Below are 21,947 nucleotides of genomic sequence, written 5' to 3' on the forward strand. Positions count from 1 at the left end.
ATCAGGAGCCAACCATGACGTTCGATACGCTGAAGGTGAACCGCGACGGAGCGGTTCTGTTCGTGGAAATATCCGCGCCGCCCATGAATCTGCTCGGACCCGGGCTCGTACGCGACCTGGTCACCCTGATCCGGGACGCCGAAGCCGATGACGGCACCAAGGTGCTCGTATTCAGCAGTGCCGACCCCGGCTATTTCATCTCCCACGTCGATGTGACGAAGGTTAAGGAGTATCGCGAGGAAGCCGCAAAGCTGACCGGTGAGCCATCGATCGCGTTGCTGTTCCGCCACCTCAGCTCCAGTCGGCTTGTCTCCATCGCACAGATCGAAGGGCGTGTGCGCGGCGCGGGCAGCGAATTCGTGCTGGCGTGCGACATGCGCTTTGCTGCGCGGGAAACCGCGGTGTTCAGCCAGATGGAAGCCGCGTTCGGATTGATTCCTGGCGGCGGTGCGGCCCAATCCCTCACCCGCCTGATGGGCCGCGGCCGGGCGCTCGAAGTGATGCTGAGCGCGTTGGACTACGACGCGGACACCGCGGAACGGTATGGATGGATCAACCGGGCGCTGCCCGCCGAGTCGCTCGGCGACTTCGTCGCATCGCTGGCGCGGCGCATTGCACGTTTTCCGGCGGCCGGGCACGTGATGGTCAAGGAGCGCGTCAATGCCATCGCGCTGGCTTCCGTCGAAGATTTTCGCCGCGATTCTGATCTCTTCGGGGAGAACGTGCGGTCCCTGCCAGCGCAACGCCGAATGGAAGCCGCCATGGCGCGCGGCTTCCAGACCCGCGAGGCGGAACTGGACCTCGCCCGGATGCTGGGCGAACTTGGCGAATGACAAGCAGGAGCGCATTGATGTTTCAGAAGCAAGACGTACGTTTCCCCGTCGAGGGTGGTATCGACCTGTCGGCATGGCTGTTTGTGCCGGAGCACCACACCGCGCCGCTGCCGGCCATCACCATGGCGCACGGCTTCGCGGGTACGAAATACCATGGCATCGAGTCGTTTGCCGAGGCCTTCGCAAAGGCCGGCTTTGTCGTACTGCTACACGATCACCGCAACTTTGGAGACAGTGGCGGCGCGCCAAGGCAAGACATCAATCCCTGGCAACAGATCGCTGATTGGCGCCGCGCAATCTCCTATCTGCAAGCGCGGCCGGAAGTCGACGAGAACCGCATCGGCATCTGGGGCACGAGCTTTGCCGGCGGGCATGCCATCGTGCTGGGCGCGACGGACCGGCGTCTGAAGGTGGTGGTGGCCCAAGCGCCCACCATCGACGGCCATGCCGCGGGTCTGCGGCGGATTCCGCCGGAGGCCGTCGCCGATCTCGAGGCCAGGTTCGCGGCCGACGAGCGGGCACAACTCAATGGCGAACCGCCGGCGATGCAGCAGATCGTCAGCAACGATTCCACCAGGCCGGCCGCCTACAGGGCAGCGGATGCCGTGAGCTTCTACCTTCGCCCGGTGCCGGACGATGTCTGGGAAAACAGGATCACGCTGCGCTCAACGCGCTGGGCACGCATGTATTCGCCAGGAGACTTCATCGATCGCGTATCCCCGACCCCGCTGCTGATGCTGGTCGCCGAACGCGACCACATCGCCGTCACCGACCTGGCGCTCAAGGCGTACGAACTGGCACCGGAACCGAAGCGGATGGTCATGCTCAAGGGCGGCCACTTCGATCCCTACCTTGCGGAGCTTCCGAGCGCCTCGCGCGAGGCCGTCAACTGGTTCAGGATGAACCTCTGACGGCACGCACAGATCGGTCGACGACCAGCCCCGCCTGGCGTCGCCCAGGCGAATCGCGCACGCCCATCGCGCACGTGCGTGATTCGCCTCGGGGCTGCCGGCCGAACGATGGCGCAATACATCGATCATCCCCTTGAGCACTGGAGATATCCCATGCCTGTATTTCACGCACACATCCCGAAAGGCCGGTTTTCACGCGAGCAGAAGATCGCAATTGGCAATGCACTGAATCGTTCGCTGGTCGTCGCGCTGGGCATTCCCGCTGGAGATCGGTTCATTGTGGTCAGCGAGCACGGCGACGACGAATTGTTCATCGATCCAACCTTTATGGAGATGGAGCGCTCGGCCGACGCGATGATCATCGAGGTCCAACTCGGCGCGCACCGGCCGGCTAGCGACAAGGCTGCACTGATGGCGGAAATCTGCCGCCAACTCGGTGACGCCGCGGAGATCTCTCCGGACGACATCTTCATTGCACTGATTCCGGTGCCGAATGAAAACTTCTCCTTTGGCCGAGGGGTCGCCCAGTTGGCAGGCATCGCGCCGCGGTGGTGAAGCCAACGCAAACACAGGAGTGTTGGCTGCCCGTCCAGGACATGCTCTGCGCATTCCACGTCATGGCATGAATTACGACCATATACGTCATGTACGACATGGCAAGCGCGAGGCCAGAAGGGGTCAACGGCGCAATCAGTCCCTAGCTGAAAACCCGGCTCTGCCGCATAGGGGCGCCCGGGAGCGACGGAAATTTGACACGAGATGATGGATTCCGAATGAAAACGTTTGATAACCCCGTCCCGGAAGCGAAACGGCTGACCCGTCGCGATTTTCTTGGCGTCTCCGCCGCGGCAGCAGGCTATGGCATCGGCCTGGCCGTGCTTGCCAGCGAGGCATCGGCCGCACAGGCGTCCGCTGGGACGGTCGGTGCCACAGATGCCATCCGCCCATACCGCGTATCCGTTCCGCAAGAGGCGCTGGTGGATCTGCGCCGACGAATCGCCGCAACACGCTGGCCCACGCGCGAAACCGTCACGGATGAATCGCAGGGCGTTAGATTGGCGACCATGCAGCAACTCGCCCGCTACTGGGCGACCCAGCACGACTGGCGCAAAGTTGAAGCCCGGCTGAATGCCTTGCCGCAATTCATGACCACCATCGATGGCGTAGACATCCACTTCATCCACGTACGGTCGAAACACGCCAACGCGCTGCCCGTCATCATCACCCACGGTTGGCCCGGATCGGTGATCGAGCAGTTGAAGGTAATCGGCCCGCTTACGGATCCGACCGCCCATGGCGGCCAGGCAGCCGATGCGTTCGACGTCGTGATTCCGTCGATCCCCGGCTACGGGTTCTCCGGAAAGCCGACGACGACCGGCTGGGACCCGGTGCGCATCGCACACGCATGGACAGTGCTGATGCGCCGCCTCGGCTACAAGGAATTCGTGGCGCAGGGCGGCGACTGGGGCGACGCCGTGTCGGAGCAGTTGGCGCTGATCGCCCCGCCGGAGCTGCTCGGCATTCACGTCAATATGCCCGCGACCGTGCCCCCCGATGTATCAAGGGCGCTCAAGTATGGTGAGCCCGCGCCCACCGGCCTGTCCGCGGACGAGCAGCATGCATACGGGCAGTTGGACACCTTCTTCAAGCATGGCCTCGGGTACGCGATCGAGATGGCGAACCGCCCGCAAACGCTCTATGGCATCGAAGACTCTCCAATCGGCCTGGCTGGCTGGATCCTTGACCACGATGCTGCCAGTCTGTCGCTCATTGCACGGGTGTTCGATGGTCAAGCTGAGGGTCTCACGCGTGACGACATCCTCGACAACATTACGCTGTACTGGCTGACGAAAACCGCCATCTCTTCAGCGCGACTCTATTGGGAAAACAAGCTGGCGTTCTTCGATGTCAAGCACGTCACCATCCCGGTCGCCGTAAGCGTCTTCCCAGACGAAATCTATGCGGCGCCACGAAGCTGGGCCGAGCGAGCCTATTCAAAGCTCATTCACTACAACCGCCTCGAAAAGGGCGGTCATTTCGCGGCATGGGAACAGCCAAAGGCTTTCTCCGAGGAGTTGCGCGCGGGTTTCCGGCCCTTGCGTGCGGGAATCTCGGTGTAAAGCGGCCGTTTTCACGCCAAGTATTCCTTTGGACGACCAGCACTAGCCAACAAAGAAACTTTCCATGCCGACGATTCACTTGCACTACAAGACCACTTCGACGCCCGAGCGGTTCGTCGCCGGGCTTACGGACTTCGGGCCTGGTCGCTCGAGGCTCTTTGGCAACAGCACCGACGAATACCTAAAGGTGCATCACCGAGGCCCCTCTGAGGCAGACGTCACGGAGGGCTCGGGCGGCATCTGGGAACGCCTGCATTACAACTGGTCCAATCCCGATCGCGTCGTCATGACGACAATCGACTCCAACGTATGGGGAGGCCGGTCAGGCCATACCTATACGTTCACGCGTCTGCCTGACGGGACGACCGCGCTGGACGCAGTCGTGGTGCGGGAAGGCAAGAACATCAAAGGACGGGTGCTGGGGCTCGTGCTCGGAAGCATCGGCAGACATGTTTTGGGAAAAGCCTTTGCAAACAGCATCAGAGCCATTGAAGCCCGGAACGGCGTGGCAAGAGAGGAAAGCGCGTCGTGTGCCAGCTAGTCCTCAAGCGCGGGCGGCGATCCAGAGCAACGCGGAACTCCTGCGCGAGCTCGGCCATCGTCAGCGACTGGGGGCCGGTCAATTCGTAGATCTTGCCGATATGCGGCTCTGGGTTGGCCAGCACAGCAGCGGCGGCAGCCCCCACGTCGGCGGCGGCGATCGCAGAGTCTTGCCGTCGGCGAACGGCAGGCGGATGCCCTTGGCCGCCTGCAGCAGGAACATGCCGTCGAAGCAGCCACGTTGCATGGCAGGTTGCGGGCCTTGCCCGCGAGAGGAACACGAAAGAACAGAAGGGAAAATTGCAACTTGCAAGTGCGTCTGGGCGGTATATACTTTCATGTTGAAAGTAACTTGACGGCGTCCGCAAGAACGAATCGCGCGGGCGGCGAAAATGACCAAACTCGGCCTGGCCGCCAGCGATGGCCGCGCAAGAGGGACCCGCAGGATGCTAAGTTTTTGCCAGGGAGAATGCGATGAATGCAAGAGATGTCGTGCTGTGCCAGCCCGTGCGGATCGCTGTTGGCGCCTACAACGGCTCCCATGGGCGATTCAGTGCTGCATGACAGCATGCTGTACGACGGACTGCACGACGCATTCTCCGGCGATTACTCGGGCTGGCATACCGAGGATCTTGCCGCTCGCTATGCGCTCAGCCGCGAGGCGCAGGATCGCTGGGCCGAACGTTGCAGCGGAATCTCGCGCTGGCACAGGCCAAGGGACGACGCGCCTGCTGCATGCCATGCGCGCGGATGACATCCGGCGCGGCATCGTCACGCTGTGCATCGGCGGCGGACAAGGGATTGCGCTGGGGCTCGAGGCGCTGGCCCGATCCGCCTTTGGGCGCCTCGCAACGGGTGCGCGCTGGTCCGTGAAAGCAGAGTAAAGAAATCTGGAGGAGCAAATATGAACATCCAATACATCGAGGATCTGGCGCCGGGCCAGAAATACGGTTCAGGGCGGCTGCCCGTCGAGCTGGACAGGATCAAATCCTTCGCTGCCGAGTTCGACCCGCAGCCTTTCCATCTTGACGAAGCGGCCGCCCGCGACACGCTGTTCCGCGGCTTGGCCGCGAGTGGCTGGCACACGGCGGCGCTGACCATGCGGTTGCTGGTCGACGGCGAGCTCCGGCCCGCGGGCGGCATCATCGGGGCGAGCTTCGAGGAGCTGCGTTGGCCCAAACCGGTGCGGCCTGGAGATGCGTTGCATGTCGAGAGCGAGATCCTGGAGGTGCGGACGTCCAAGTCGCGTGCCGATCAAGGCATCGTGAAGGTGCGCATCACAACCTTCAACCAGCATGACGAACCAGTGCAGGCCGGCGTCGTCAATCTGGTCGTGCAGTGCCGTCCCGCCGGTAACGCGTAGACGGGGGCGCCATGAAGATATTGGTACTCGGTGCCGGCGCCATGGGAGGCTACTACGGCGCGCGACTGATCGAGGCGGGCGCGGACGTCACCATTCTGGTACGACCCGCCCGCTGGACAGTTCATCGACCTGGGAGGCCTCGATGATGCGGGATATTGCCCAGGGCGCCGCACGCATCAAAGCCGAGGCCATCGTCGGCGATCTGATCGCTCGTGCAGCCGATCGCGGGCGCGAACTCCCGTTGAGCCGCACGCCTATTGCCACCTGCAGGTCTATGAGAGTCAGTGCGCTGCGCAACAGACTGCCGGCTGATCGGGCCTCTCTCCACTGACAGACTTCACGACATGACCACATTTTCCTCTTTGCTGCAGCGCACGGAAGGCCGCGTGCTGGTGCTCACCATCAACAATCCCGGCAAGCGCAACGCCATCGCGGCCGATCTCTATGACAACATCCGCGCCGCGCTGGCCGCTGCTGCGGACAATCCGGAGATTGGCGCGATCGTACTAACTGGCGCCGACAACTACTTCTGTGCAGGCGGCGACCTGGAACTGATCAGCAAGCGGCGGGAACTGACCTATGAGGAGCGCATCGAGCGCCTGGGGCACTTGCACGACGTGGTGTGCAAGCTGCGCGACTTTCCCAAGCCGATCGTGGCAGCGGTCGAAGGCGGCGCGGCGGGTGCGGGCTTCTCGCTGGCATTGGCCTGCGACCTGCTTGTGGCATCCGCCAGCGCAGCCTTCTCGATTGCCTATGTGAAGGTGGGGCTGACGCCGGATGGCGGCATTACGGGCCTGCTGGCGCAAAGCCTGTCGCGGCAGGTGCTGACGCAGCTGGCGTTGACCGGCGATCGCATCACGGCGGAGCAACTGCAGCACTTCGGGGTCGTCAACCAACTGGTTGAAGCGGGACAGGCCGGCGCGGCGGCGATCGCGCTGGCGGACAGGCTTGCGCAAGGGCCACAGCAGGCCATGGCATCGATCAAGACGCTGTGCCGGCATGCCCATGAGCGCACGCTCGACGATCAGCTGGAAGCCGAACGGATCGCGATGGCCGTGGCCCAGGGTGGCGCCGAAGCCGCCGAAGGCATTGCTGCATTTCTTGGGAAGCGGCCCGCCGATTTTGCCAGCCTGCGCCGCGGCGATGCGGCGTAGCCGTGCCACCGCTGGCTGACCGCATTGCTGCCGGGGCCTCCACCAGGCCCCAACCAGGCCCCAACCAGGCCCCAACTAGGCCTTATTGCCCCGCAAGCTTCAGGCTTTTGGCAATGCGGGTCAGTTTGGCGTGTTCGCTGTTCAGGAAGGCTTGCGCCTGGGCCATGGTCATTGGCTCAATCGCGCGCTGAAGGTTGACAGTGCGGCGGGTACGGTTCTCGGGGCTCGCCACCCAAGCATTCATGGCCTCCACCACGCGTGCCGTCACAGCGTCTGTTGTCTCCGGCGCGGCCAGCACGCCTGCCCACTGGCTGTATTCGAAATCGGCCAGGGCCTTGTTTTCAGCCAGCGCGGGCACATCGGGCAATGACGGATGCCGGGCCTTGCTGGCGACCCCGATCGGCTTGAAGCGGCCGGCCTTGATCATGCCGTAAGTCGGACCCCCCATGGGAATGAAGGTCAGGTCTACCTGTGAACCGGCGATGTCGCTGCTGACCGGCGCCGCGCCTTTGTATGGCACCTCCAGGAAGCGCACGCCGGTGCGGGCCTGGAAGTCGGCGCCGACCAGGTGGGGCGCCGAGCCGGGGCCCCAGTGTGCCAGCGACAGGGGACGGTTCTTCGGGTTCTTCGCGTAGACAATGACCTCGTCGACGTTCTTGAACGACAACGAGGGATTCGAGACCAGGATGAAATCCGAGATCCCGCTTAAGCCCGCCAGCCTGAACTTCTCCGGCGAATACCTAGCCGATGCAATGGTGAGCGGCGCGACCAGGAAGTCAATGCCGGTCGTGCCCAGCAACGTGTAGCCATCGCTGGCGCTGCGTAGTACGTTCATCGCGCAGATCGAGCCGCTTGCGCCCGGAAGGTTGTCGGCAATGACGCTCTGGCCCAGGCTCCGCTTCATCACGACGGCTGCTGCGCGAATCGATTCGTCCGCCGGACCTCCAGCGGGAAATGCGACCTTGACGACAATCGGCTTGCTCGGAAAGGGCGCGTGCGCTCGCAGCCAGGATGGGGCAAGCAGCGCCGGCGCGGCGCCGCATGCAGCCTGCAGCAGGCGCCGGCGCGAAAGCTGGATGGTCATAGTTGTCTCCTTGATGGATTCGGCGAGCCGGCATGCCGGGCACGAGGCGCTGCCGGCATGCCACTCGCACTGCCTCTGGCGAGGCCCTGTTTTATAGGAATGGGCTACTCGTACACCACCGCGTACTTGATCGTCAGCGTCGTGAACGCTTTGCCGATGGTGGCTACCGCGACCTCCCTTTCTTCGTGGCCCAGGGTGGCGGGCAGCACCAGCGTGGACAAGATGCCCTGGTCCCCGCGATCCTCGATGCGGATATCGACAAGCGGAACTGGTGTGTCCGCCTTGACCTCGGCAAGCATCTGCCGCTGCGCTCGCAGTACCGCGTCAGTGCGCAGTGTGTTCTTCTGGATCTTGCCGACAGCAGTCTTTGGGACGGCATCGACCACGTAGAACTGCTTGGGCACGGCGGCGCGCTCCGGGATCACCTCATAGGCGTAGTGCTTGATGCGGCCGATCGGGAAGGTGCTGCCCGGCTTGAGCGCGATATACGCGACCGGCAGTTCGCCGGCATGCGCGTCCGGCAGGCCGACGGCGGCGGCATCGAATACCTCGGGGTGCCGATACAACGCTTCTTCGATCATGCGCGGATCGATATTGTTGCCGCCGCGGATGATCAGGTCCTTGGCCCGGCCGGTCAGCCAGAAGTAGCCATCCTCGTCCACATAGCCCAGGTCACCGGTATTGAACCAGCCGCCCTCGAACCAGATGCTCTGGTTCTGCTCCGGGTTCAGGTAGCCGGCGAAGATGTTGGGTCCGCGCACCACCACAATGCCAGGCTCGCCCGGTTCGCACTCGCGCTGGATCCGTCCACCGGCAGCCTTGACGACCCTCATCTCCTGGTAGGCCATGGGAAGGCCGATGGAGCCGATGCGCCGCTCGCCATAGCGCGGGTTGGTTGCGCTCAGCGCTGTGCCTTCGGTCAGACCATAGCCTTCGAAGATCATCGCCCCGGTCTTCTGCTCGAACGCCTCGGCGACGGCCACCGACAGCGGCGCCGTACCGCAGCTCGCCGCCTTGAGAGAGCTGATGTCAGCGTCGCCGATCGGAATGTTCAGGGCCATGTTCACCACGCTCGGCACCATGCCCAGCGCGGTGACCCCGAAGTGATCGACGATCTGCCAGAGATTGCGGATGACGGAAGGATCGCGCCAACCGCTGGACGTCAGCAGCACGACCGATGCGCCACGGGCGAGCGGCATCAGGCAATTGGTGAGCACGCCCGTAACATGGAACATCGGCACGCCGCAGACGCGCACGTCGTCTGGCTGGACGTCGATCTGCATCGCGCTTACCCAGGCCATCGCCACCTCGTTGCCATGGGTGTGGAGCGCAAGCTTGGGCGTGCCGGTGGTGCCACCGGTATGAAACATCGAGGCGGTATCCTGCGGCGAGAAGACCCGCTTGCTGTCGAGCGCATCGCCCTGGAAGCGGGAGATCTCGGTGTCGAGATCGACAATCCCTTCCTCGCTCGCCGTGCCCCCGCCGGCCTTGATCCAGTGCCGTACGTCGGGCAGATCGCGCCGCACCAACATGGCCTTGTTCCAGGCCTCAATATCCGCGTCGGGACCATAGGCGATCACCGCCTTAGCGCCAGCATTGCGCAGCAGTGCCGCGATAATCTCCGGCTCCAGCATCCAGTTGACCGGGCAGGCAATGCCCGTCGCCTCGCTGCCCCAGAGCGCGTGCTGCGACTCCGGTGTCACCGGCATCAGCACCCCGATGACATCATCGGGGCCCAGGCCCAGCGAGTGCAGCAGGTTGGCGGTCTGCGTGATGCGCCCGAACAGCTGCGCATGGGTAATGGAGATTGCCTTGCCCAGCTCGTCTCCGGAGGCGAAGTAGTGCAGGGCGGGAGCTTCCGGCGCACGGTCGCGCGCCAGGCGCAGCAACTCGTAGGTGCTGTGAGGCAGCTGACGGTCGGCAAGGGGCGTCTGCTCGAAATGCCTGATATCGGCGAGCGACGTCACTTGCAGACGCGGCTGGTAGGGATCGACCTGACCAGGGCTGGCCTGCATTCGTGTGTTGAACTGGGTCATGGTCAGGTTCCCTGGTAGACTGGACGGCGCTTGTTCAGGAACGCCTCGCCGCCTTCGTGCATATCGTCAGTGCTGAACAGCGTGGCAAAGGCAAGCTGCTCCAGCATCAGCGCCGTTTCGAGATTCGCGTCCTGGCCGTTGTTGATCATCAGCTTGGCCATGGCAATGGAGTGCGGCGATTTCTCGGCGATGCGTTGCACATAGGTCTTCGCTTCCTCCAGCACCTGGCTGGCGGGCACCACCTTGTTGACGAGTCCGATGCGGTAAGCCTCGTCCGCCTTGATGATTTCGCCGGTAAAGATCATTTCCTTGGCGCGTGTTGCCCCGACCAGCCGGGTCAGCCGTTGGGTGCCGCCACGCCCCGGAATCAGGCCTACGTTCGTTTCGGTCTGGCCGAGCAGGGCATTGTCCGCGGCCACGCGCAGGTCGCACGCCATGGCCAGCTCCAGGCCGCCCCCAAAGCACGGTCCTGCAATGGCTGCGATCACGGGGATGGTGCTGTGGTGAATCAGCGCCCACAGGTCGGGCGCACCGCTGGTCGGGACGAAGGCCTCGATCGGGCGGCGTGCGAGCATCTCGGGAATGTCGCCCCCGGCGACGAACGCCTTGGTACCGCCCCAGAGGACGATGCCGCGAACGGTCCGGTCGGCCATCAGCGAGGACAGCGCCGCGTATAGGTCAGTGCGAAGTGTTGTGTTGAGGGCGTTGTACTTCTCCAGCCGATTCATGGTGACGACGGCACAGGGGCCGTCCCGGTCCACGAAGACGGTTTCGTACTCGGTGATATTGCTCATCTGGTGTCTCCTGTTTTTTGGGGTTCGTTCAGTGAATGAACTCGAAGAGCCCGGCTGCGCCCATGCCGCCGGCTGCGCACATGGTCACGACGCCATACTTGGCCTTGCGGCGACGCCCTTCGAGCAGGATATGGCCGACCTGGCGTGCGCCAGTCATGCCATACGGATGACCGATGGCGATGGCGCCGCCGTTGACGTTGACGCGCTCCAGCGGCAAGCCCAGTTGGTCGATGCAATACAGCGCCTGGCAACCGAACGCCTCGTTGAGTTCCCACAGGTCGATGTCGTCGATGGAGAGCTCGTTGCGCTCCAGCAGGCGCGGGACCGCACGGACCGGGCCGACACCCATTTCGTCCGGCTCGACGCCCGCGGTGGCCAGGCTCACGAAATACCCCAGGGGTTCGAGGCCGCGCCGTTCCGCTTCGCGCTCAGACATCACGACCAGCGCCGCGGCGCCGTCCGACAACTGGCTGGAATTTCCGGCCGTGACCTGGTAACCCTCACCCTTCACGGCGGGCAGCACGCGCAGCTTTTCCAGCGTGGTGTCGGCGCGGGCACCTTCGTCAGCCTCGAGCAGGAAATCCACCATGGAGGTCTCGCCGGTCTCCTTGTTTGTCACTGACTTGATTGATGCGAGGGAAACAATCTCTTCAGCGAAACGGCCTGCCTTCTGTGCTTCGACGGTCAACTGCTGGCTACGCACCGAGAACTCGTCGGCGCGCTCTCGCGACATGCCATAGCGCTTGGCTAGGATCTCCGCGGTATCGATCATGTGTAGATAGACATCGGGGCGATTCTGTGCGAGCCAGGCCTCTTGCTGGGCGACCTTGAGCGTGACCGGCTGCGACAGGCTGATGGACTCGACGCCGCCCGCCACCATCACCGGCACCTTGTCGATCAAGACGCGCTGCGCGGCAAAGGCGACCGCCTGCAGGCCGGACGCACAGAAGCGAGTCAGCGTGGTGCCGCTCACGGACACGGGCAGTCCAGCGCGGATGCCGCCTGCGCGGGCAACGTTGCCACCGGTGGCGGCGATGGGTTGGCCGCAGCCAAAGATGATGTCTTCGACTTCCCCGCCGTCGATTCCCGCGCGCTCGACGGCATGGTGGATGACGTGGCCTGCCATGGTCGCCCCATGGGTCATGTTGAATGCGCCTCGGCTGGCTTTGCCGATCGGGGTGCGGGCATACGAAACGATTACTGCGCGAGACATGGATTCTCCTTTGGTGTGGATGGATGCAGACACCCTCAGTCTGCCAGGTCAAATATAGACGGTGGATACATTAAACGGTGCATCATTCATTGGAACGAACGAACAGACGGCAGCGATGAACGTTTCAGGTACCTTGCCGCGCCGCTTTGTCCAAAATTCTCTTTGCGCCCGCTCAGTGTATCCACTGTCTACATCGTAGGCGGGCGAACTTGGCAACGTCAAGAATTCGTGAGCATTGTTCGGGTTTACCTGCCTCCCCATCTCTTGACGGTCCCCAACACGCTCTCTAGGATATAGACACTGACTATATTGACGTTGGGCCGAAAGGGGCGATACAAAACGGAGGGGTAGAAATTGGAATTCACTGGTGAAACAGTCATCAAGGCGTCCAGGGAAGAGGTCTGGAAGCGGTTGAATGATCCGGCTACGTTCCAGCAATGCTTGCCGGGATGCGAGCAATACCTGCAGGGCGATGACGGCGGCTATGACGCGGTAATCGTCGCCGCTGTCGGGCCGATCAAGGCGCGTTTCAAGGGCACGGCCCGCTTCTCCGACCACAGGGAGGGCATTGGTTATCACATCGAGGGCAGCGGCAGTGGTGGCATCGCGGGCTTCGGCAAGCTGGGCGCCGACGTCCGGCTGGAAGTCGTCGAAGGCGGCACGGCCCTGCATTACGTTGCCGCAGCGCAGATGGGAGGGAAACTGGCACAGATCGGATCCCGCCTGGTCGGCGCCGTGGCGAACAAGTTCCTAGCGGAGTTCTTTTCCCGCTTTGAAAAGCTGGTGAGTCTTGAGGAAGGTGGGGGCAGCTCCCTTGCGTCGTCCCCTGACTAGGCTCGGCCGGCCAGGGAAGATCAGCTCTTTTTTTTCTTCCATAGTATGATAATCATAATACTATGACTGTGAAGCCCGGCGCTGATGCCGGCGGGGCAAACGGAGACACAGAGGCGACAGTGAAAATAGAGAACACTATCAATGGCGTGAGCGGCACAACAGAGATCGAGCCGAGGCGGCTCCTGGTGCATTTGCTGCGGGACCAGAAACGCCTGACCGGCGTCCACATCGGTTGTGACACCTCGCAGTGCGGCGCCTGCACGGTGCTGATCGACGGAACGACCGTGAAGTCGTGCACCGTACTTGCTGCCCAGACCGATGGCTGCGAGCTCCATACTATCGAAGGGATGGACAACGATCACACGACGACCGTCCTGAAGGAAGCCTTCAACGAGCTGCATGGTCTCCAGTGTGGATTCTGTACCCCGGGAATGCTGCTTGCGGCACGCGCGCTCCTTGCACATCAGGCAGCGCCTTCCGAACACGAAGTCAGGGAAGCGCTGCACGGCAACCTGTGCCGCTGCACCGGGTACCAGAACATTGTCGACGCAGTGCTGCTCGCCGCGACGAGGCTGCAGTCCGCTTCCCGTGAGGAGGATTGAGATGAGCGAAGCACAGAACGGTAGTGCGACCAAGTACATCGGCAAGTCCGTCAGGCGCCGTGAAGACAAGCGGTTGATGAGCGGTCGGGGCAAGTTCACCGATGACCATCAGTTCCCGGGAATGGTCTTCGCGGCCTTCGTCAGGTCGCCCTTTGCTCACGCCAACGTACGCGGCATCGATACGGCGGACGCGCGGGCACTGCCTGGCGTGATCGGCGTACTGACCTACGCCGACCTCCGGGGCAAGGTCGGCGACATCCGGCCGAACTGGGTCGTGGGCAACTCGAAGGTGCCGCCGCATCCTCCCCTTGCCGCCGACCGCGTGCGATACGCCGGAGAGGCCGTGGCGTTGGTGGTGGCACAGACGCGCGAGATCGCGGCGGATGCCGCCGAGCTTGTCACGGTCGACTACGAGGAGCTTCCGACAGTCGTCGACGCGGAAGCTGCGCTGACTGCGTCGGCGCCCCAGCTCCACGACAACGTCCCCGGCAATCGCATTGGCGTCTTCCGGCAAAAGGGTGGCAACTACGAGGAGGCGGTGAAGCAAGCTGACCGGGTCGTGTCGATCCGGCTGGTCAACCAGCGGCTGATACCCAGTCCCCTTGAGCCTCGGGCCCTTTGTGCGAACTTCGATCCCATTGAAGAGCGCCTGACGTTTATCGTCCCCACGCAGGTCCCGCATATGTCGCGGCGTTGGCTGGCGGAAACGCTCAGGTGGCCGGAACACCGGATCCGGCTGGTGGCGCCGGATATCGGCGGCGGCTTCGGCGCGAAAATGCACTTCTATGCGGAAGAGGTGCTGGTGGCGTTCGCATCCCGGCACTTCGGCCTTCCGGTCAGCTGGACCGAGACGCGCAGCGAGAACCATGTTGCGACCACGCACGGCCGTGCGCATACGGAATACGTGGAAGCACCCGTCACCAGGGACGGCAAGGTGCTGGGAATCAGGTTGCGATCGTTCGCCAATCTCGGCGCCTATCTCTCCAATATGGCGACCGGCATCCCTACCATCAACACGGCCAACTACATCACGGGAAACTACCAGATATCGTCGGTCGACACGGAGGTCCATCTGGTGACGACCAACACCACGCCGGTCGACGCTTATCGGGGCGCCGGACGGCCGGAAGCCGCCTATATCATCGAGCGGCTGATGGATGCGGTGGCCGGGGAACTCGACATCGATCCGGTCGAACTGCGACGCCGCAACCTGGTGCGGGCGGATCAGTTCCCTTACCAGCCACACGACGGCGCGCGCGGCAAATGGGACTCCGGCGACTACGAGGCCTGCCTGACCAAGGCGACCAAGCTGATCGGCTACCAGCGTTGGCGGGAAGAGCAAGCGACGCTGCGTAAGCAGGGTAAATACATCGGCATCGGGGTGATCTGCTATCTCGAGCTCGTAGGAATGGGCATTTCGCCGATGCTGGAGAAGGTCGGCTTCGACCGGGGCGGCTGGGAGAGCGCGCATGTCCGCGTGCATTCCGATGGCAAGGTCACGCTTTTCAGCGGATCGATGCCGCAAGGCCACGGCCACGCCACGAGCTTTGCGCAGATCGTCGCGGAGGTCCTGCAACTGCCGATGGACGATATCGATGTCGTTCAGGGCGACACCGACCGCGTGCTGGCGGGCCATGGCACCTTCAATTCGCGGTCAATGCCCGTAGGGGGAAGCGCTGCCTATATGGCGGCGAGCAAAATCCTGGCAAAAGCACGCCGGATTGCCGGTCTCATGCTGGAGGTTCCTGAAGAGGAGGTTCACTATGCGGATGGCCAGTTCACAAGCGCAGCCAACCCCACCGTTATTCCCTTTGCGCGGGTCGCAAGAATGGCATATCTTGCGCACAAGCTGCCGAGGGACGTTGAAGCCGGCCTGGATGAACGCGTTTTCTATGAGCCGGCCGCCCTGGGAGCGCCGAACGGTTGCCATGCAGTTGTCGTGGAGGTCGATGCGGAGACCGGCACGGTGACGATTCTCGACTATGTGGCGGTGGATGACGTTGGCGTCATGATCAATCCCATGCTCTGCCACGGCCAGATGCACGGCGGGATCGCGCAAGGCATCGGCCAGGCCTTGTTCGAAGAGGCCAAATATGACGAGGCCGGGCAACTGCTTTCGGGTTCGCTGCTCGACTATGGATTCCCGCGCATCGAGCAGATACCTCGCATGCGCACCGGTTTCCACGTTTCTCCGGCGCCGTCCAACCCGCTGGGCGCGAAGGGGATCGGTGAGGCCGGTTGCGTAGGGGCGCCGCCCGCGATCGTCGCGGCGGTATGCGATGCATTGAAGCCATTCGGCATATCCCATCTCGATATGCCCCTAACGCCGCCAAAGATCTGGCGTGCGATTCACGAGACGAGCCGGAGTGCGACATGATTCCCTACGAAGTCGAGTACCTCAGGGTGGGCAGTGTGCAACAGGCGATCTCCGTGCTGGCGCAGAACCCCGACGCCAAGATCCTTGCCGGCGGCCATACGCTGCTGCCGATGATGAAACTGAGACTGGCCAGGCCGGCCTTACTGGTCGATATCGGCCGCCTGCCTGAACTCCGTGGCATCGCGGTACATCAGGATGGCATCTCGATCGGCAGCGCGACGACGCACGCCGAACTGGAAGCGAGCTCGGAACTTAAGCAGCTGGCACCGCTGTTTCCGCTCGCCGCGAGCGTGATTGCCGATCCGACGGTCAGGAACCGCGGGACGATCGGCGGAGCGCTCGTGCACGCCGACCCTTCGGCCGACTGGCCGGCTGTAGTGCTTGCGGCCGGAGCCGAGATGGAGATAGCGGGCGCACAAGGCACGAGGCGCATCCCCGCGCATGAGTTCTTTGTCGACTTCATGTCTTCGGTCGTGCAGCCAGACGAAGTCCTGACGCGTATCCATGTGTTATTGCCGGCCGCAACGCGGGTCGCATACCGCAAGTTCAGGCATCCTTCGTCAGGTTACGCGGTGGCCGCTGCAGCGGTCGCGATCGGCGTGGTCAACGATGGCTACGCCTGGGGGCGGATCGGTATCACCGGCGTCGCCGACACGGCATTCCGCGCAACGGCGGCGGAGACATTGCTGGAAGGCAACTTCACCGACATTAGGGATAAGGCCGACGCCATCGTCGAGGCGGCATTCGCCAACGTGATCCCGCTGGAAGACAACTTTGCGGATGGCCCATACCGGCTTCAGCTGGGCAGGGTCATGCTGAAGCGGGCGCTTCTCGAAGCCCTCGAACCACGGGGCTGAAGTGTTGCAACGCCGGGAGGGCTACGACTGCACGGCGCTGCGTGGCCTTGCCCTTGGCTTGCTTGCGGCCGTATCCGAAGCGACTGCCGCCGCCTTCTTCTTCCCTGCCGCCAGCAGACCGGTCAGCACGAACTGCTGGACGCTCTGCCGCCATTGCGCGAGCGCGACTTTCGGACGTGGGCTCGGTCCGGTCGGCTTGGCACTGAAGAACATGCTGACGCCGTGCATGGCCGACCATGCGGAGCGCACCATCATGTCATCGAACTGCTCAGCCAGGTGGTTCTCCCGGAAGTAGTCCTGGACCGCGCCGGACAAGAGCTGGTAAGACGCATTGCCTGCTTCGAGCAGCTCGGGATACTTTTCCTTATCTTCGATCTGCGGCCCGAACATCAGGTAGAAGAGGGCCGGATTCCTGACGGCGAACTCGATGTAGCCGTCCATGACGGTGAGCAGCCGCGCCTCGGCAGTCATCTCAGGCGACAGCCGGGCCCGGCGCACGGCAACCAGTTCACGGAATCCTTCGGCGGCGATGGCGGCCAGCAGGCCCTCCTTGTCGGCAAACTGGTTGCGCGGCGCGCCGTGGGAAACCCCCGCGAGCTTGGCCGCGGAGCGCAGCGTCAGTCCGTGGACGCCCTTGTCGGCCAGGATCTCCCTGCCGCAGCGGATCATTTCTTCCCGCAGATTGCCATGGTGATAGCTTTGGCGAGCCGGGCGAGCCGGGCGGGTTGGGCGGGTCGTGGAAGTGGTCATCAGTGCGGTTCGCGGTGTCGTCAGGCCTCCATATTAGCGCCAACCCATCCCAGTCCCCTGACTCGCCGCGGCGCGTGCAACGGACGCGACGCATTTCGCCTTGGCTTGGCCGCAGGCCGCTGCGCTACAGCGATGACTGGAGAGCGTCCACGATCTCCGCGGACAGCGCTTCCGAGCGGACGGCGCGGGCCAGCACGAGGCCGCCAACCATCGAAGCGAGCGTGACGATCGCATCCTTGCGCGAAGCCTCATCATCCCCCCCCGCGACCAGTTCGATCAGCGACGCGACCCGCGCCTCGAAGCGCAGCCGCGTCTTGGCGTCAAGGCGGGAAACATCCGTGCCGAGCGCCGCGATCGCGCAACCCGATCCAGGGTTGTCGCGGTGCTTCTTGTTTACATAGGCGCGAACGATGGCGCCCTTGCGCTCAGGGGGCGGCGCGGCTCGCGCTGCCTGATCGAGCAACCCCATGGTCTGGTCGAAGGCGGCATCGATTGCCTCGGCAATCAAGGCGTCCTTCGACTCGAAGTGAGCGTAGAAGCCGCCGTGCGTCATACCGGCGCTCTTCATCAACTGCGCCACGCCGATGCCATTGACACCGTGCTTGCGGAATTGCGTCGAAGCCGCCTTGACGATGTGCTTGTGGGTTTCGGCTTTTTGGTCGTGTGAATAACGCATGGTCAGGGTGGGAAGAGTTCAAGAGCCTATTTGCCTCTGCAATATATAGCATTACGATCATCATGGCATCCAATTCTTTCTGGATGTCAACGCGCAGTGACGCGTATCCCGCACTCCCAATCTTGCCCTTAAGGATAGCATCGAGGGGAGGGTGGCGTGATCTTCCTTGACCCTGCCGGTTACCCTGTCTAGCATGTAGACAACGGATACATTAGTGGTCGAGATAGAGGGATCGTCATGGAACTGCGGCATGGACATGGCGGCATCTTCTTGCGATATCGCTGTTTCTTCGCTTCGCGATATGACGATCATCATTTTGCGGGACCCGGGTGCCACTTCCCGCCGGCGCGGGCCTGTCGAGGGCGCTGATTCGGATTGGCCAAGGTAGTGCACAGGAGGAGGAATGGACGGCACACGACAGAAAAGGCTCAGATAACGATATGGAGGTATTCGCATGAAAACGCAGCAAGGAGGGAAGAAAGCCAGCAGCTTTTCTCGCGGCAGACTGCACCTGCATCCCGCAACACTGCCTGCATCAACCCAACAACAACGAAGGAGATCCCGCATGGCTGTCCGTCACACCGCATCCCGTTCCACCACCCTCATTGCTCTCGCCAGCGTCGCACTCGCCGCCGGCCTGCTCTGCAACGCCGCGCTGGCGCAGACCGCGCCGGCCCCTGCCAGCGCCGACACCCTGCACGTACAGATCGAAACGCGCGCCAAGGCCGTCGAAACCCAGCTCATCGCCTGGCGCCGCGACATCCACCAGCATCCGGAACTCGGCAACTACGAGACCCGCACCGCGGAGCTTGTCGCCGACCACCTGCGCAAGCTGGGCATGGAAGTGGAGACGGGCGTAGCCAAGACCGGTGTGGTGGGCGTGCTCAAGGGCGGCAAGCCTGGCCCGGTGGTGGCGCTGCGCGCCGACATGGATGCACTGCCGATCAAGGAACGGGGCGATGTGTCGTTCGCGTCCAAGGCCAAGGGTCTGTACTTGGGCAAGGAAGTCGACGTGATGCACGCCTGCGGCCATGACACCCACGTGGCGATACTGATGGCGGCAGCCGAGGTGCTCGCCGGCATGAAGGATCAGCTCCCGGGCACGGTCAAATTCATCTTCCAGCCGGCCGAGGAAAGTCCGGCAGACTTCGAACCCAACGGCTCCAATATGTGGGGCGCCAAGCAAATGGTGTCCGAAGGCGTGCTGGATAACCCGAAGGTCGATGCCATCTTCGGCCTGCACGTTACCAGCGGCATGGAATCCGGCAAGCTCGGCTGGCGCAGCGGTGCGTCGATGGCGGCGGCCGACCAGTTCTGGATCGACGTCAAGGGCCGTCAGGCGCACGGTGGGCGTCCGTGGGGCGGAATCGACCCGATCGTGGTGGCGTCGCAGATCGTGATGGGCCTGCAGACCATCCAGAGCCGCCAGGTCGATGCCATGCTGGAGCCGTCGGTGATCACCGTGGGTACCATCCACGGCGGCAACCGCATGAATATCGTGCCGGAGAAGGTCGAGATGATGGGCACCATCCGCACCTATGACGAAGGCATGAAGAAAGACATCCATGCCCGCATGAAGCGCACCACCGAGGCCATGGCAACCAGCGCTGGCGCCGAGGCCAACTTCCGCGTGGTGGAGCTGTACAACGCCACCATCAACCAGCCGGCCCTCACCGAGAAGATGGCGGCCACTTTGCAGCGGGTGGCTGGCGAAGGCAATTGGATGATCGCGCCCAAGCGGAGCGAATCGGAGGACTTCTCGTTCTACCAGGAGAAGGTGCCGGGGTTGTTCTTCTACCTCGGCGTGACGCCCAAGGGCCAGGATGTGAGCAAGGCGGCCTCCAACCACTCACCCGAGTTCCATGTGGATGAGCCGGCCCTGATCAACGGCGTGCGCGCGCTGTCCAACCTGACGGTAGACTACATGCTGATGGCGCAACGCTGAGCGCCCGGGGCCGTGCGCTGCAAGGCGGTCGTGGCGGCTACAACGGCGGTTCTTCCGCGTTGCCGCCCTCTTGGAGCCACCCCTCTCAAGGTGATTAAACGACACGTCCAGTCTTGATGACACGGGCGGTAGAAACATGCCGCAGTGCTACGCATCCGGCCACATAGCCTTTCTTCTTCGGCGCTTTCGGTCCCCGCGTATGTTTGCGCATCGCGCGGGGATCAACGTGCGCCGCGATCTTGATCAACTCGCGACCGACCTGAGCTGGGGTGAGGAGGTCATACGCCTGCCACACCTCGGGCGGCACCGCGATCATCATGCCAGCAAAAGTTGCCCGGATTTCGCTGGCTAGGTAATACGGTGAGAGCTCGATGTCGCTGGTATCCAGTTCATGCCGGATTCTCACCGCACTCGCAATCACGCTCAGTACGTTATACGCGAGCGCCGCCACGCCGAAGGCCAGCAGCGCCGCGCGCGGTTGGCTCAACGAGTGAATCTCACTAGTAAGAAGCGCTAAACAGCATGAGGCATCGGATCCACTTGACAGCCGAGATCGGCGAGGCGTTTGAGCAGGCGACGGGTGGTCTTGTCGACATGATGGCGGTCGAAGTAACGGAACCAAGGCGGCGTACTCAACGCCATCGTGGAGCATATGGTAGGCCGCGGTGAGCATGGAGGCACTGAACGTTGTGGAGGATGACCATGTTGGCGACCAGTTGGTTGTACTTGATCACCTTGCGCTGTTCGTGCCGCAGATTTTCGGCGATGATCCCGTCGCCACCAAACATCAACCACTGCGCGAAGTCATTGAACTGCTCACTCTTGTTCGTCGTGGCATGAATGGTACGCCGGAGCTCCGGCTCGTTCAGGTACTTCAGCAAGAACAGCGTGCGGATGACGCGGCCCAGTTCCCGGAACGCAAAGCCGTCGGCGAGCGCGTGAGCGCGGGGCAAACCATGATCGTGATCGAGAGTATGAAAATGCAACTCACCGCTGGAAGCGGCCGGCGATGGCATGGTCGCGGAAATTCCCTGTGCAAAGGGTGACTTGTTCGACCGGACGCGTTGCTGGTGCGGCTCGAAGCAGGGAAGGAGTAAGCATGCGCCGCATCGAATCCCGTATCAACACGCGTTCAGAGAGTTTCCAGGCCAACCGTGCGCACAACCTGCGCGTGCGCGCGGAATTCCTGGGGATGATGCAGGACGTCCGCCATCACCGGCCGGAGCGCGACATCAAGCGCCTACGCGACCAGGGCAAGCTGCTGGTGCGCGAGCGCTTGGACTTGCTGCTGGATCCCGGCACCCCGTTCCTGGAGTTGTCACCGCTCGCTGCCAATCATGCCAAGTATGACGCGCACATCAAGGGCACCGGCGTGGTCTCCGGCATCGGCGTGGTCAACGGCCGCGAAGTCATGGTGCTGGCCAACGACAGCACCATCAAGGGTGGTGCTGTCTATCTGCTCGGCGCAAAAAAATCCATCCGCGCGCTCAAGATCGCACTGGATGGCCCGCCGCTGGTAAAGGCCGCCACCGGCGAATACATCAGCGCGGCCGAACTGGGCGGCGCGGATGTGCACACGCGCATCTCGGGTACGGCCGACTACGCCGTTGACTCAGAAACCGCATCGCGCTGGCACGCGAAATCAGAGGAGCTATAAGGGATCATTCCCGACGACATCAAGAAGCAGTTCGACATGCGTGAGGTGATCGCGCGCCTGGTCGACGGAAGTTTGTTCCATGAATACAAGCCCGACTACGGCACCACGCTGGTATGCGGCTACGCTTATCTGTGGGGCTACAAGATTGGCATCCTCGCCAACAATGGCGTGCTGTTCAGCTAGGCTGCGCAGAAGGCCACC

20 protein-coding genes and 4 pseudogenes are annotated in these 21,947 nt (G+C 63.0%); 15 read left to right on the plus strand and 9 right to left on the minus strand.

All coding sequences use genetic code 11. The features are described 5' to 3' along the window. Positions 1 to 14 precede the first annotated feature (14 nt). The 5 genes from AC1DS6_RS30925 to AC1DS6_RS30945 all read left to right on the plus strand — a co-directional run bounded on the left by AC1DS6_RS30925 (position 15) and on the right by AC1DS6_RS30945 (position 4,405). Positions 15 to 833, plus strand: coding sequence for an enoyl-CoA hydratase/isomerase family protein (locus tag AC1DS6_RS30925; RefSeq protein ID WP_441629651.1), 819 nt, complete (start codon positions 15 to 17; stop codon positions 831 to 833). Between the two features lie 17 nt (positions 834 to 850). Next, positions 851 to 1,744: an alpha/beta hydrolase gene (locus AC1DS6_RS30930; protein WP_477103851.1), complete on the plus strand. Its 894-nt coding sequence runs from the start codon at positions 851 to 853 to the stop codon at positions 1,742 to 1,744. A 153-nt stretch (positions 1,745 to 1,897) separates the two neighbouring features. Beyond that, positions 1,898 to 2,299 carry a tautomerase family protein gene (locus AC1DS6_RS30935; RefSeq protein WP_441629653.1) on the plus strand — a complete coding sequence of 134 codons (402 nt, stop codon included), beginning with the start codon at positions 1,898 to 1,900 and terminating at the stop codon, positions 2,297 to 2,299. A 218-nt stretch (positions 2,300 to 2,517) separates the two neighbouring features. Beyond that, a complete protein-coding gene (locus tag AC1DS6_RS30940) occupies positions 2,518 to 3,864 on the plus strand; it encodes an epoxide hydrolase family protein (RefSeq protein ID WP_477103852.1) in 1,347 nt (448 codons plus the stop codon). Between the two features lie 64 nt (positions 3,865 to 3,928). Then, positions 3,929 to 4,405: a hypothetical protein gene (locus AC1DS6_RS30945; RefSeq protein ID WP_441629655.1), complete on the plus strand. Its 477-nt coding sequence runs from the start codon at positions 3,929 to 3,931 to the stop codon at positions 4,403 to 4,405. A 78-nt stretch (positions 4,406 to 4,483) separates the two neighbouring features. Here the strand turns inward: AC1DS6_RS30945 and AC1DS6_RS30950 are convergent, their stop codons facing one another. Then, a complete protein-coding gene (locus AC1DS6_RS30950) occupies positions 4,484 to 4,651 on the minus strand; it encodes a hypothetical protein (RefSeq protein WP_441629656.1) in 168 nt (55 codons plus the stop codon). A gap of 294 nt (positions 4,652 to 4,945) precedes the next feature. On the opposite strand from AC1DS6_RS30950, the pseudogene AC1DS6_RS30955 reads away from it, so the two are divergent. From AC1DS6_RS30955 to AC1DS6_RS30970, 4 genes and pseudogenes are all read left to right on the plus strand, one after another. Then, positions 4,946 to 5,127 (plus strand): annotated as a pseudogene (locus tag AC1DS6_RS30955) (thiolase family protein); the annotation flags it as partial. Positions 5,128 to 5,308: 181 nt separating this feature from the next. Then, positions 5,309 to 5,767: a MaoC family dehydratase gene (locus AC1DS6_RS30960; RefSeq protein WP_477103853.1), complete on the plus strand. Its 459-nt coding sequence runs from the start codon at positions 5,309 to 5,311 to the stop codon at positions 5,765 to 5,767. 11 nt (positions 5,768 to 5,778) lie between these two features. After that, positions 5,779 to 5,880 (plus strand): annotated as a pseudogene (locus AC1DS6_RS30965) (2-dehydropantoate 2-reductase N-terminal domain-containing protein); the annotation flags it as partial. A 231-nt stretch (positions 5,881 to 6,111) separates the two neighbouring features. After that, positions 6,112 to 6,921 carry an oxepin-CoA hydrolase, alternative type gene (locus AC1DS6_RS30970; RefSeq protein WP_477103854.1) on the plus strand — a complete coding sequence of 270 codons (810 nt, stop codon included), beginning with the start codon at positions 6,112 to 6,114 and terminating at the stop codon, positions 6,919 to 6,921. A gap of 82 nt (positions 6,922 to 7,003) precedes the next feature. Here AC1DS6_RS30970 and AC1DS6_RS30975 read toward each other — a convergent pair whose 3' ends face one another. From AC1DS6_RS30975 to AC1DS6_RS30990, 4 genes are all read right to left on the minus strand, one after another. Then, positions 7,004 to 8,005, minus strand: a complete 1,002-nt coding sequence (locus AC1DS6_RS30975; protein WP_477103855.1) for a Bug family tripartite tricarboxylate transporter substrate binding protein — start codon at positions 8,003 to 8,005, stop codon at positions 7,004 to 7,006. Between the two features lie 104 nt (positions 8,006 to 8,109). Next, positions 8,110 to 10,041 carry an acyl-CoA synthetase gene (locus AC1DS6_RS30980; protein WP_441629660.1) on the minus strand — a complete coding sequence of 644 codons (1,932 nt, stop codon included), beginning with the start codon at positions 10,039 to 10,041 and terminating at the stop codon, positions 8,110 to 8,112. Positions 10,042 to 10,043: 2 nt separating this feature from the next. Beyond that, positions 10,044 to 10,835, minus strand: a complete 792-nt coding sequence (locus AC1DS6_RS30985; RefSeq protein WP_441629661.1) for an enoyl-CoA hydratase/isomerase family protein — start codon at positions 10,833 to 10,835, stop codon at positions 10,044 to 10,046. Between the two features lie 28 nt (positions 10,836 to 10,863). After that, complete coding sequence (locus tag AC1DS6_RS30990; RefSeq protein WP_441629662.1) at positions 10,864 to 12,048, minus strand: acetyl-CoA C-acyltransferase; 1,185 nt, start codon at positions 12,046 to 12,048, stop codon at positions 10,864 to 10,866. Positions 12,049 to 12,402: 354 nt separating this feature from the next. Between AC1DS6_RS30990 and AC1DS6_RS30995 the strand changes: the two genes are divergently transcribed. From AC1DS6_RS30995 to AC1DS6_RS31010, 4 genes are all read left to right on the plus strand, one after another. Continuing rightward, positions 12,403 to 12,882, plus strand: a complete 480-nt coding sequence (locus tag AC1DS6_RS30995) for an SRPBCC family protein (protein WP_441629663.1) — start codon at positions 12,403 to 12,405, stop codon at positions 12,880 to 12,882. Between the two features lie 62 nt (positions 12,883 to 12,944). Beyond that, the gene (locus AC1DS6_RS31000; protein ID WP_441629664.1) at positions 12,945 to 13,484 is read left to right on the plus strand and encodes a 2Fe-2S iron-sulfur cluster-binding protein; all 540 of its coding nucleotides are present in this window, start codon (positions 12,945 to 12,947) and stop codon (positions 13,482 to 13,484) included. Position 13,485: 1 nt separating this feature from the next. Then, positions 13,486 to 15,861 carry a xanthine dehydrogenase family protein molybdopterin-binding subunit gene (locus AC1DS6_RS31005; protein WP_441629665.1) on the plus strand — a complete coding sequence of 792 codons (2,376 nt, stop codon included), beginning with the start codon at positions 13,486 to 13,488 and terminating at the stop codon, positions 15,859 to 15,861. Next, positions 15,858 to 16,718 carry an FAD binding domain-containing protein gene (locus AC1DS6_RS31010; protein ID WP_477103856.1) on the plus strand — a complete coding sequence of 287 codons (861 nt, stop codon included), beginning with the start codon at positions 15,858 to 15,860 and terminating at the stop codon, positions 16,716 to 16,718. The genes AC1DS6_RS31005 and AC1DS6_RS31010 overlap by 4 nt, the downstream gene beginning before the upstream one ends. A gap of 21 nt (positions 16,719 to 16,739) precedes the next feature. Here AC1DS6_RS31010 and AC1DS6_RS31015 read toward each other — a convergent pair whose 3' ends face one another. Together AC1DS6_RS31015 and AC1DS6_RS31020 are read right to left on the minus strand one after the other, a co-directional pair. After that, entirely contained in the window at positions 16,740 to 17,468 is a 729-nt protein-coding gene (locus tag AC1DS6_RS31015) for a TetR/AcrR family transcriptional regulator (protein WP_477103857.1), read from the minus strand. 124 nt (positions 17,469 to 17,592) lie between these two features. Continuing rightward, positions 17,593 to 18,144 carry a TetR/AcrR family transcriptional regulator gene (locus AC1DS6_RS31020; RefSeq protein WP_441629668.1) on the minus strand — a complete coding sequence of 184 codons (552 nt, stop codon included), beginning with the start codon at positions 18,142 to 18,144 and terminating at the stop codon, positions 17,593 to 17,595. Between the two features lie 565 nt (positions 18,145 to 18,709). Between AC1DS6_RS31020 and AC1DS6_RS31025 the strand changes: the two genes are divergently transcribed. Next, positions 18,710 to 20,089: an amidohydrolase gene (locus AC1DS6_RS31025; RefSeq protein WP_477103858.1), complete on the plus strand. Its 1,380-nt coding sequence runs from the start codon at positions 18,710 to 18,712 to the stop codon at positions 20,087 to 20,089. 94 nt (positions 20,090 to 20,183) lie between these two features. Here the strand turns inward: AC1DS6_RS31025 and AC1DS6_RS31030 are convergent, their stop codons facing one another. Continuing rightward, positions 20,184 to 20,576, minus strand: coding sequence for a hypothetical protein (locus AC1DS6_RS31030; protein ID WP_477103859.1), 393 nt, complete (start codon positions 20,574 to 20,576; stop codon positions 20,184 to 20,186). A 193-nt stretch (positions 20,577 to 20,769) separates the two neighbouring features. After that, a pseudogene (locus AC1DS6_RS31035) lies at positions 20,770 to 21,012 on the minus strand (Tn3 family transposase); the annotation flags it as partial. Between the two features lie 332 nt (positions 21,013 to 21,344). Between AC1DS6_RS31035 and AC1DS6_RS31040 the strand changes: the two are divergent. Next, positions 21,345 to 21,926 (plus strand): annotated as a pseudogene (locus tag AC1DS6_RS31040) (carboxyl transferase domain-containing protein); the annotation flags it as partial. Positions 21,927 to 21,947 lie beyond the last annotated feature (21 nt).

The organism is Cupriavidus sp. 05L310 (assembly GCF_056398185.1).

What these genes read in the sequence shown, in the direction of transcription:
- AC1DS6_RS30925 (WP_441629651.1), top strand. Translation starts at nt 15, where the DNA reads ATGACGTTCGATACGCTGAAGGTGAACCGCGACGGAGCGGTTCTGTTC.
- AC1DS6_RS30930 (WP_477103851.1), top strand. Translation starts at nt 851, where the DNA reads ATGTTTCAGAAGCAAGACGTACGTTTCCCCGTCGAGGGTGGTATCGAC.
- AC1DS6_RS30935 (WP_441629653.1), top strand. Translation starts at nt 1,898, where the DNA reads ATGCCTGTATTTCACGCACACATCCCGAAAGGCCGGTTTTCACGCGAG.
- AC1DS6_RS30940 (WP_477103852.1), top strand. Translation starts at nt 2,518, where the DNA reads ATGAAAACGTTTGATAACCCCGTCCCGGAAGCGAAACGGCTGACCCGT.
- AC1DS6_RS30945 (WP_441629655.1), top strand. Translation starts at nt 3,929, where the DNA reads ATGCCGACGATTCACTTGCACTACAAGACCACTTCGACGCCCGAGCGG.
- AC1DS6_RS30950 (WP_441629656.1), bottom strand. Translation starts at nt 4,651, where the DNA reads ATGCAACGTGGCTGCTTCGACGGCATGTTCCTGCTGCAGGCGGCCAAG.
- AC1DS6_RS30960 (WP_477103853.1), top strand. Translation starts at nt 5,309, where the DNA reads ATGAACATCCAATACATCGAGGATCTGGCGCCGGGCCAGAAATACGGT.
- AC1DS6_RS30970 (WP_477103854.1), top strand. Translation starts at nt 6,112, where the DNA reads ATGACCACATTTTCCTCTTTGCTGCAGCGCACGGAAGGCCGCGTGCTG.
- AC1DS6_RS30975 (WP_477103855.1), bottom strand. Translation starts at nt 8,005, where the DNA reads ATGACCATCCAGCTTTCGCGCCGGCGCCTGCTGCAGGCTGCATGCGGC.
- AC1DS6_RS30980 (WP_441629660.1), bottom strand. Translation starts at nt 10,041, where the DNA reads ATGACCCAGTTCAACACACGAATGCAGGCCAGCCCTGGTCAGGTCGAT.
- AC1DS6_RS30985 (WP_441629661.1), bottom strand. Translation starts at nt 10,835, where the DNA reads ATGAGCAATATCACCGAGTACGAAACCGTCTTCGTGGACCGGGACGGC.
- AC1DS6_RS30990 (WP_441629662.1), bottom strand. Translation starts at nt 12,048, where the DNA reads ATGTCTCGCGCAGTAATCGTTTCGTATGCCCGCACCCCGATCGGCAAA.
- AC1DS6_RS31000 (WP_441629664.1), top strand. Translation starts at nt 12,945, where the DNA reads ATGACTGTGAAGCCCGGCGCTGATGCCGGCGGGGCAAACGGAGACACA.
- AC1DS6_RS31005 (WP_441629665.1), top strand. Translation starts at nt 13,486, where the DNA reads ATGAGCGAAGCACAGAACGGTAGTGCGACCAAGTACATCGGCAAGTCC.
- AC1DS6_RS31010 (WP_477103856.1), top strand. Translation starts at nt 15,858, where the DNA reads ATGATTCCCTACGAAGTCGAGTACCTCAGGGTGGGCAGTGTGCAACAG.
- AC1DS6_RS31015 (WP_477103857.1), bottom strand. Translation starts at nt 17,468, where the DNA reads ATGACCACTTCCACGACCCGCCCAACCCGCCCGGCTCGCCCGGCTCGC.
- AC1DS6_RS31020 (WP_441629668.1), bottom strand. Translation starts at nt 18,144, where the DNA reads ATGCGTTATTCACACGACCAAAAAGCCGAAACCCACAAGCACATCGTC.
- AC1DS6_RS31025 (WP_477103858.1), top strand. Translation starts at nt 18,710, where the DNA reads ATGGCTGTCCGTCACACCGCATCCCGTTCCACCACCCTCATTGCTCTC.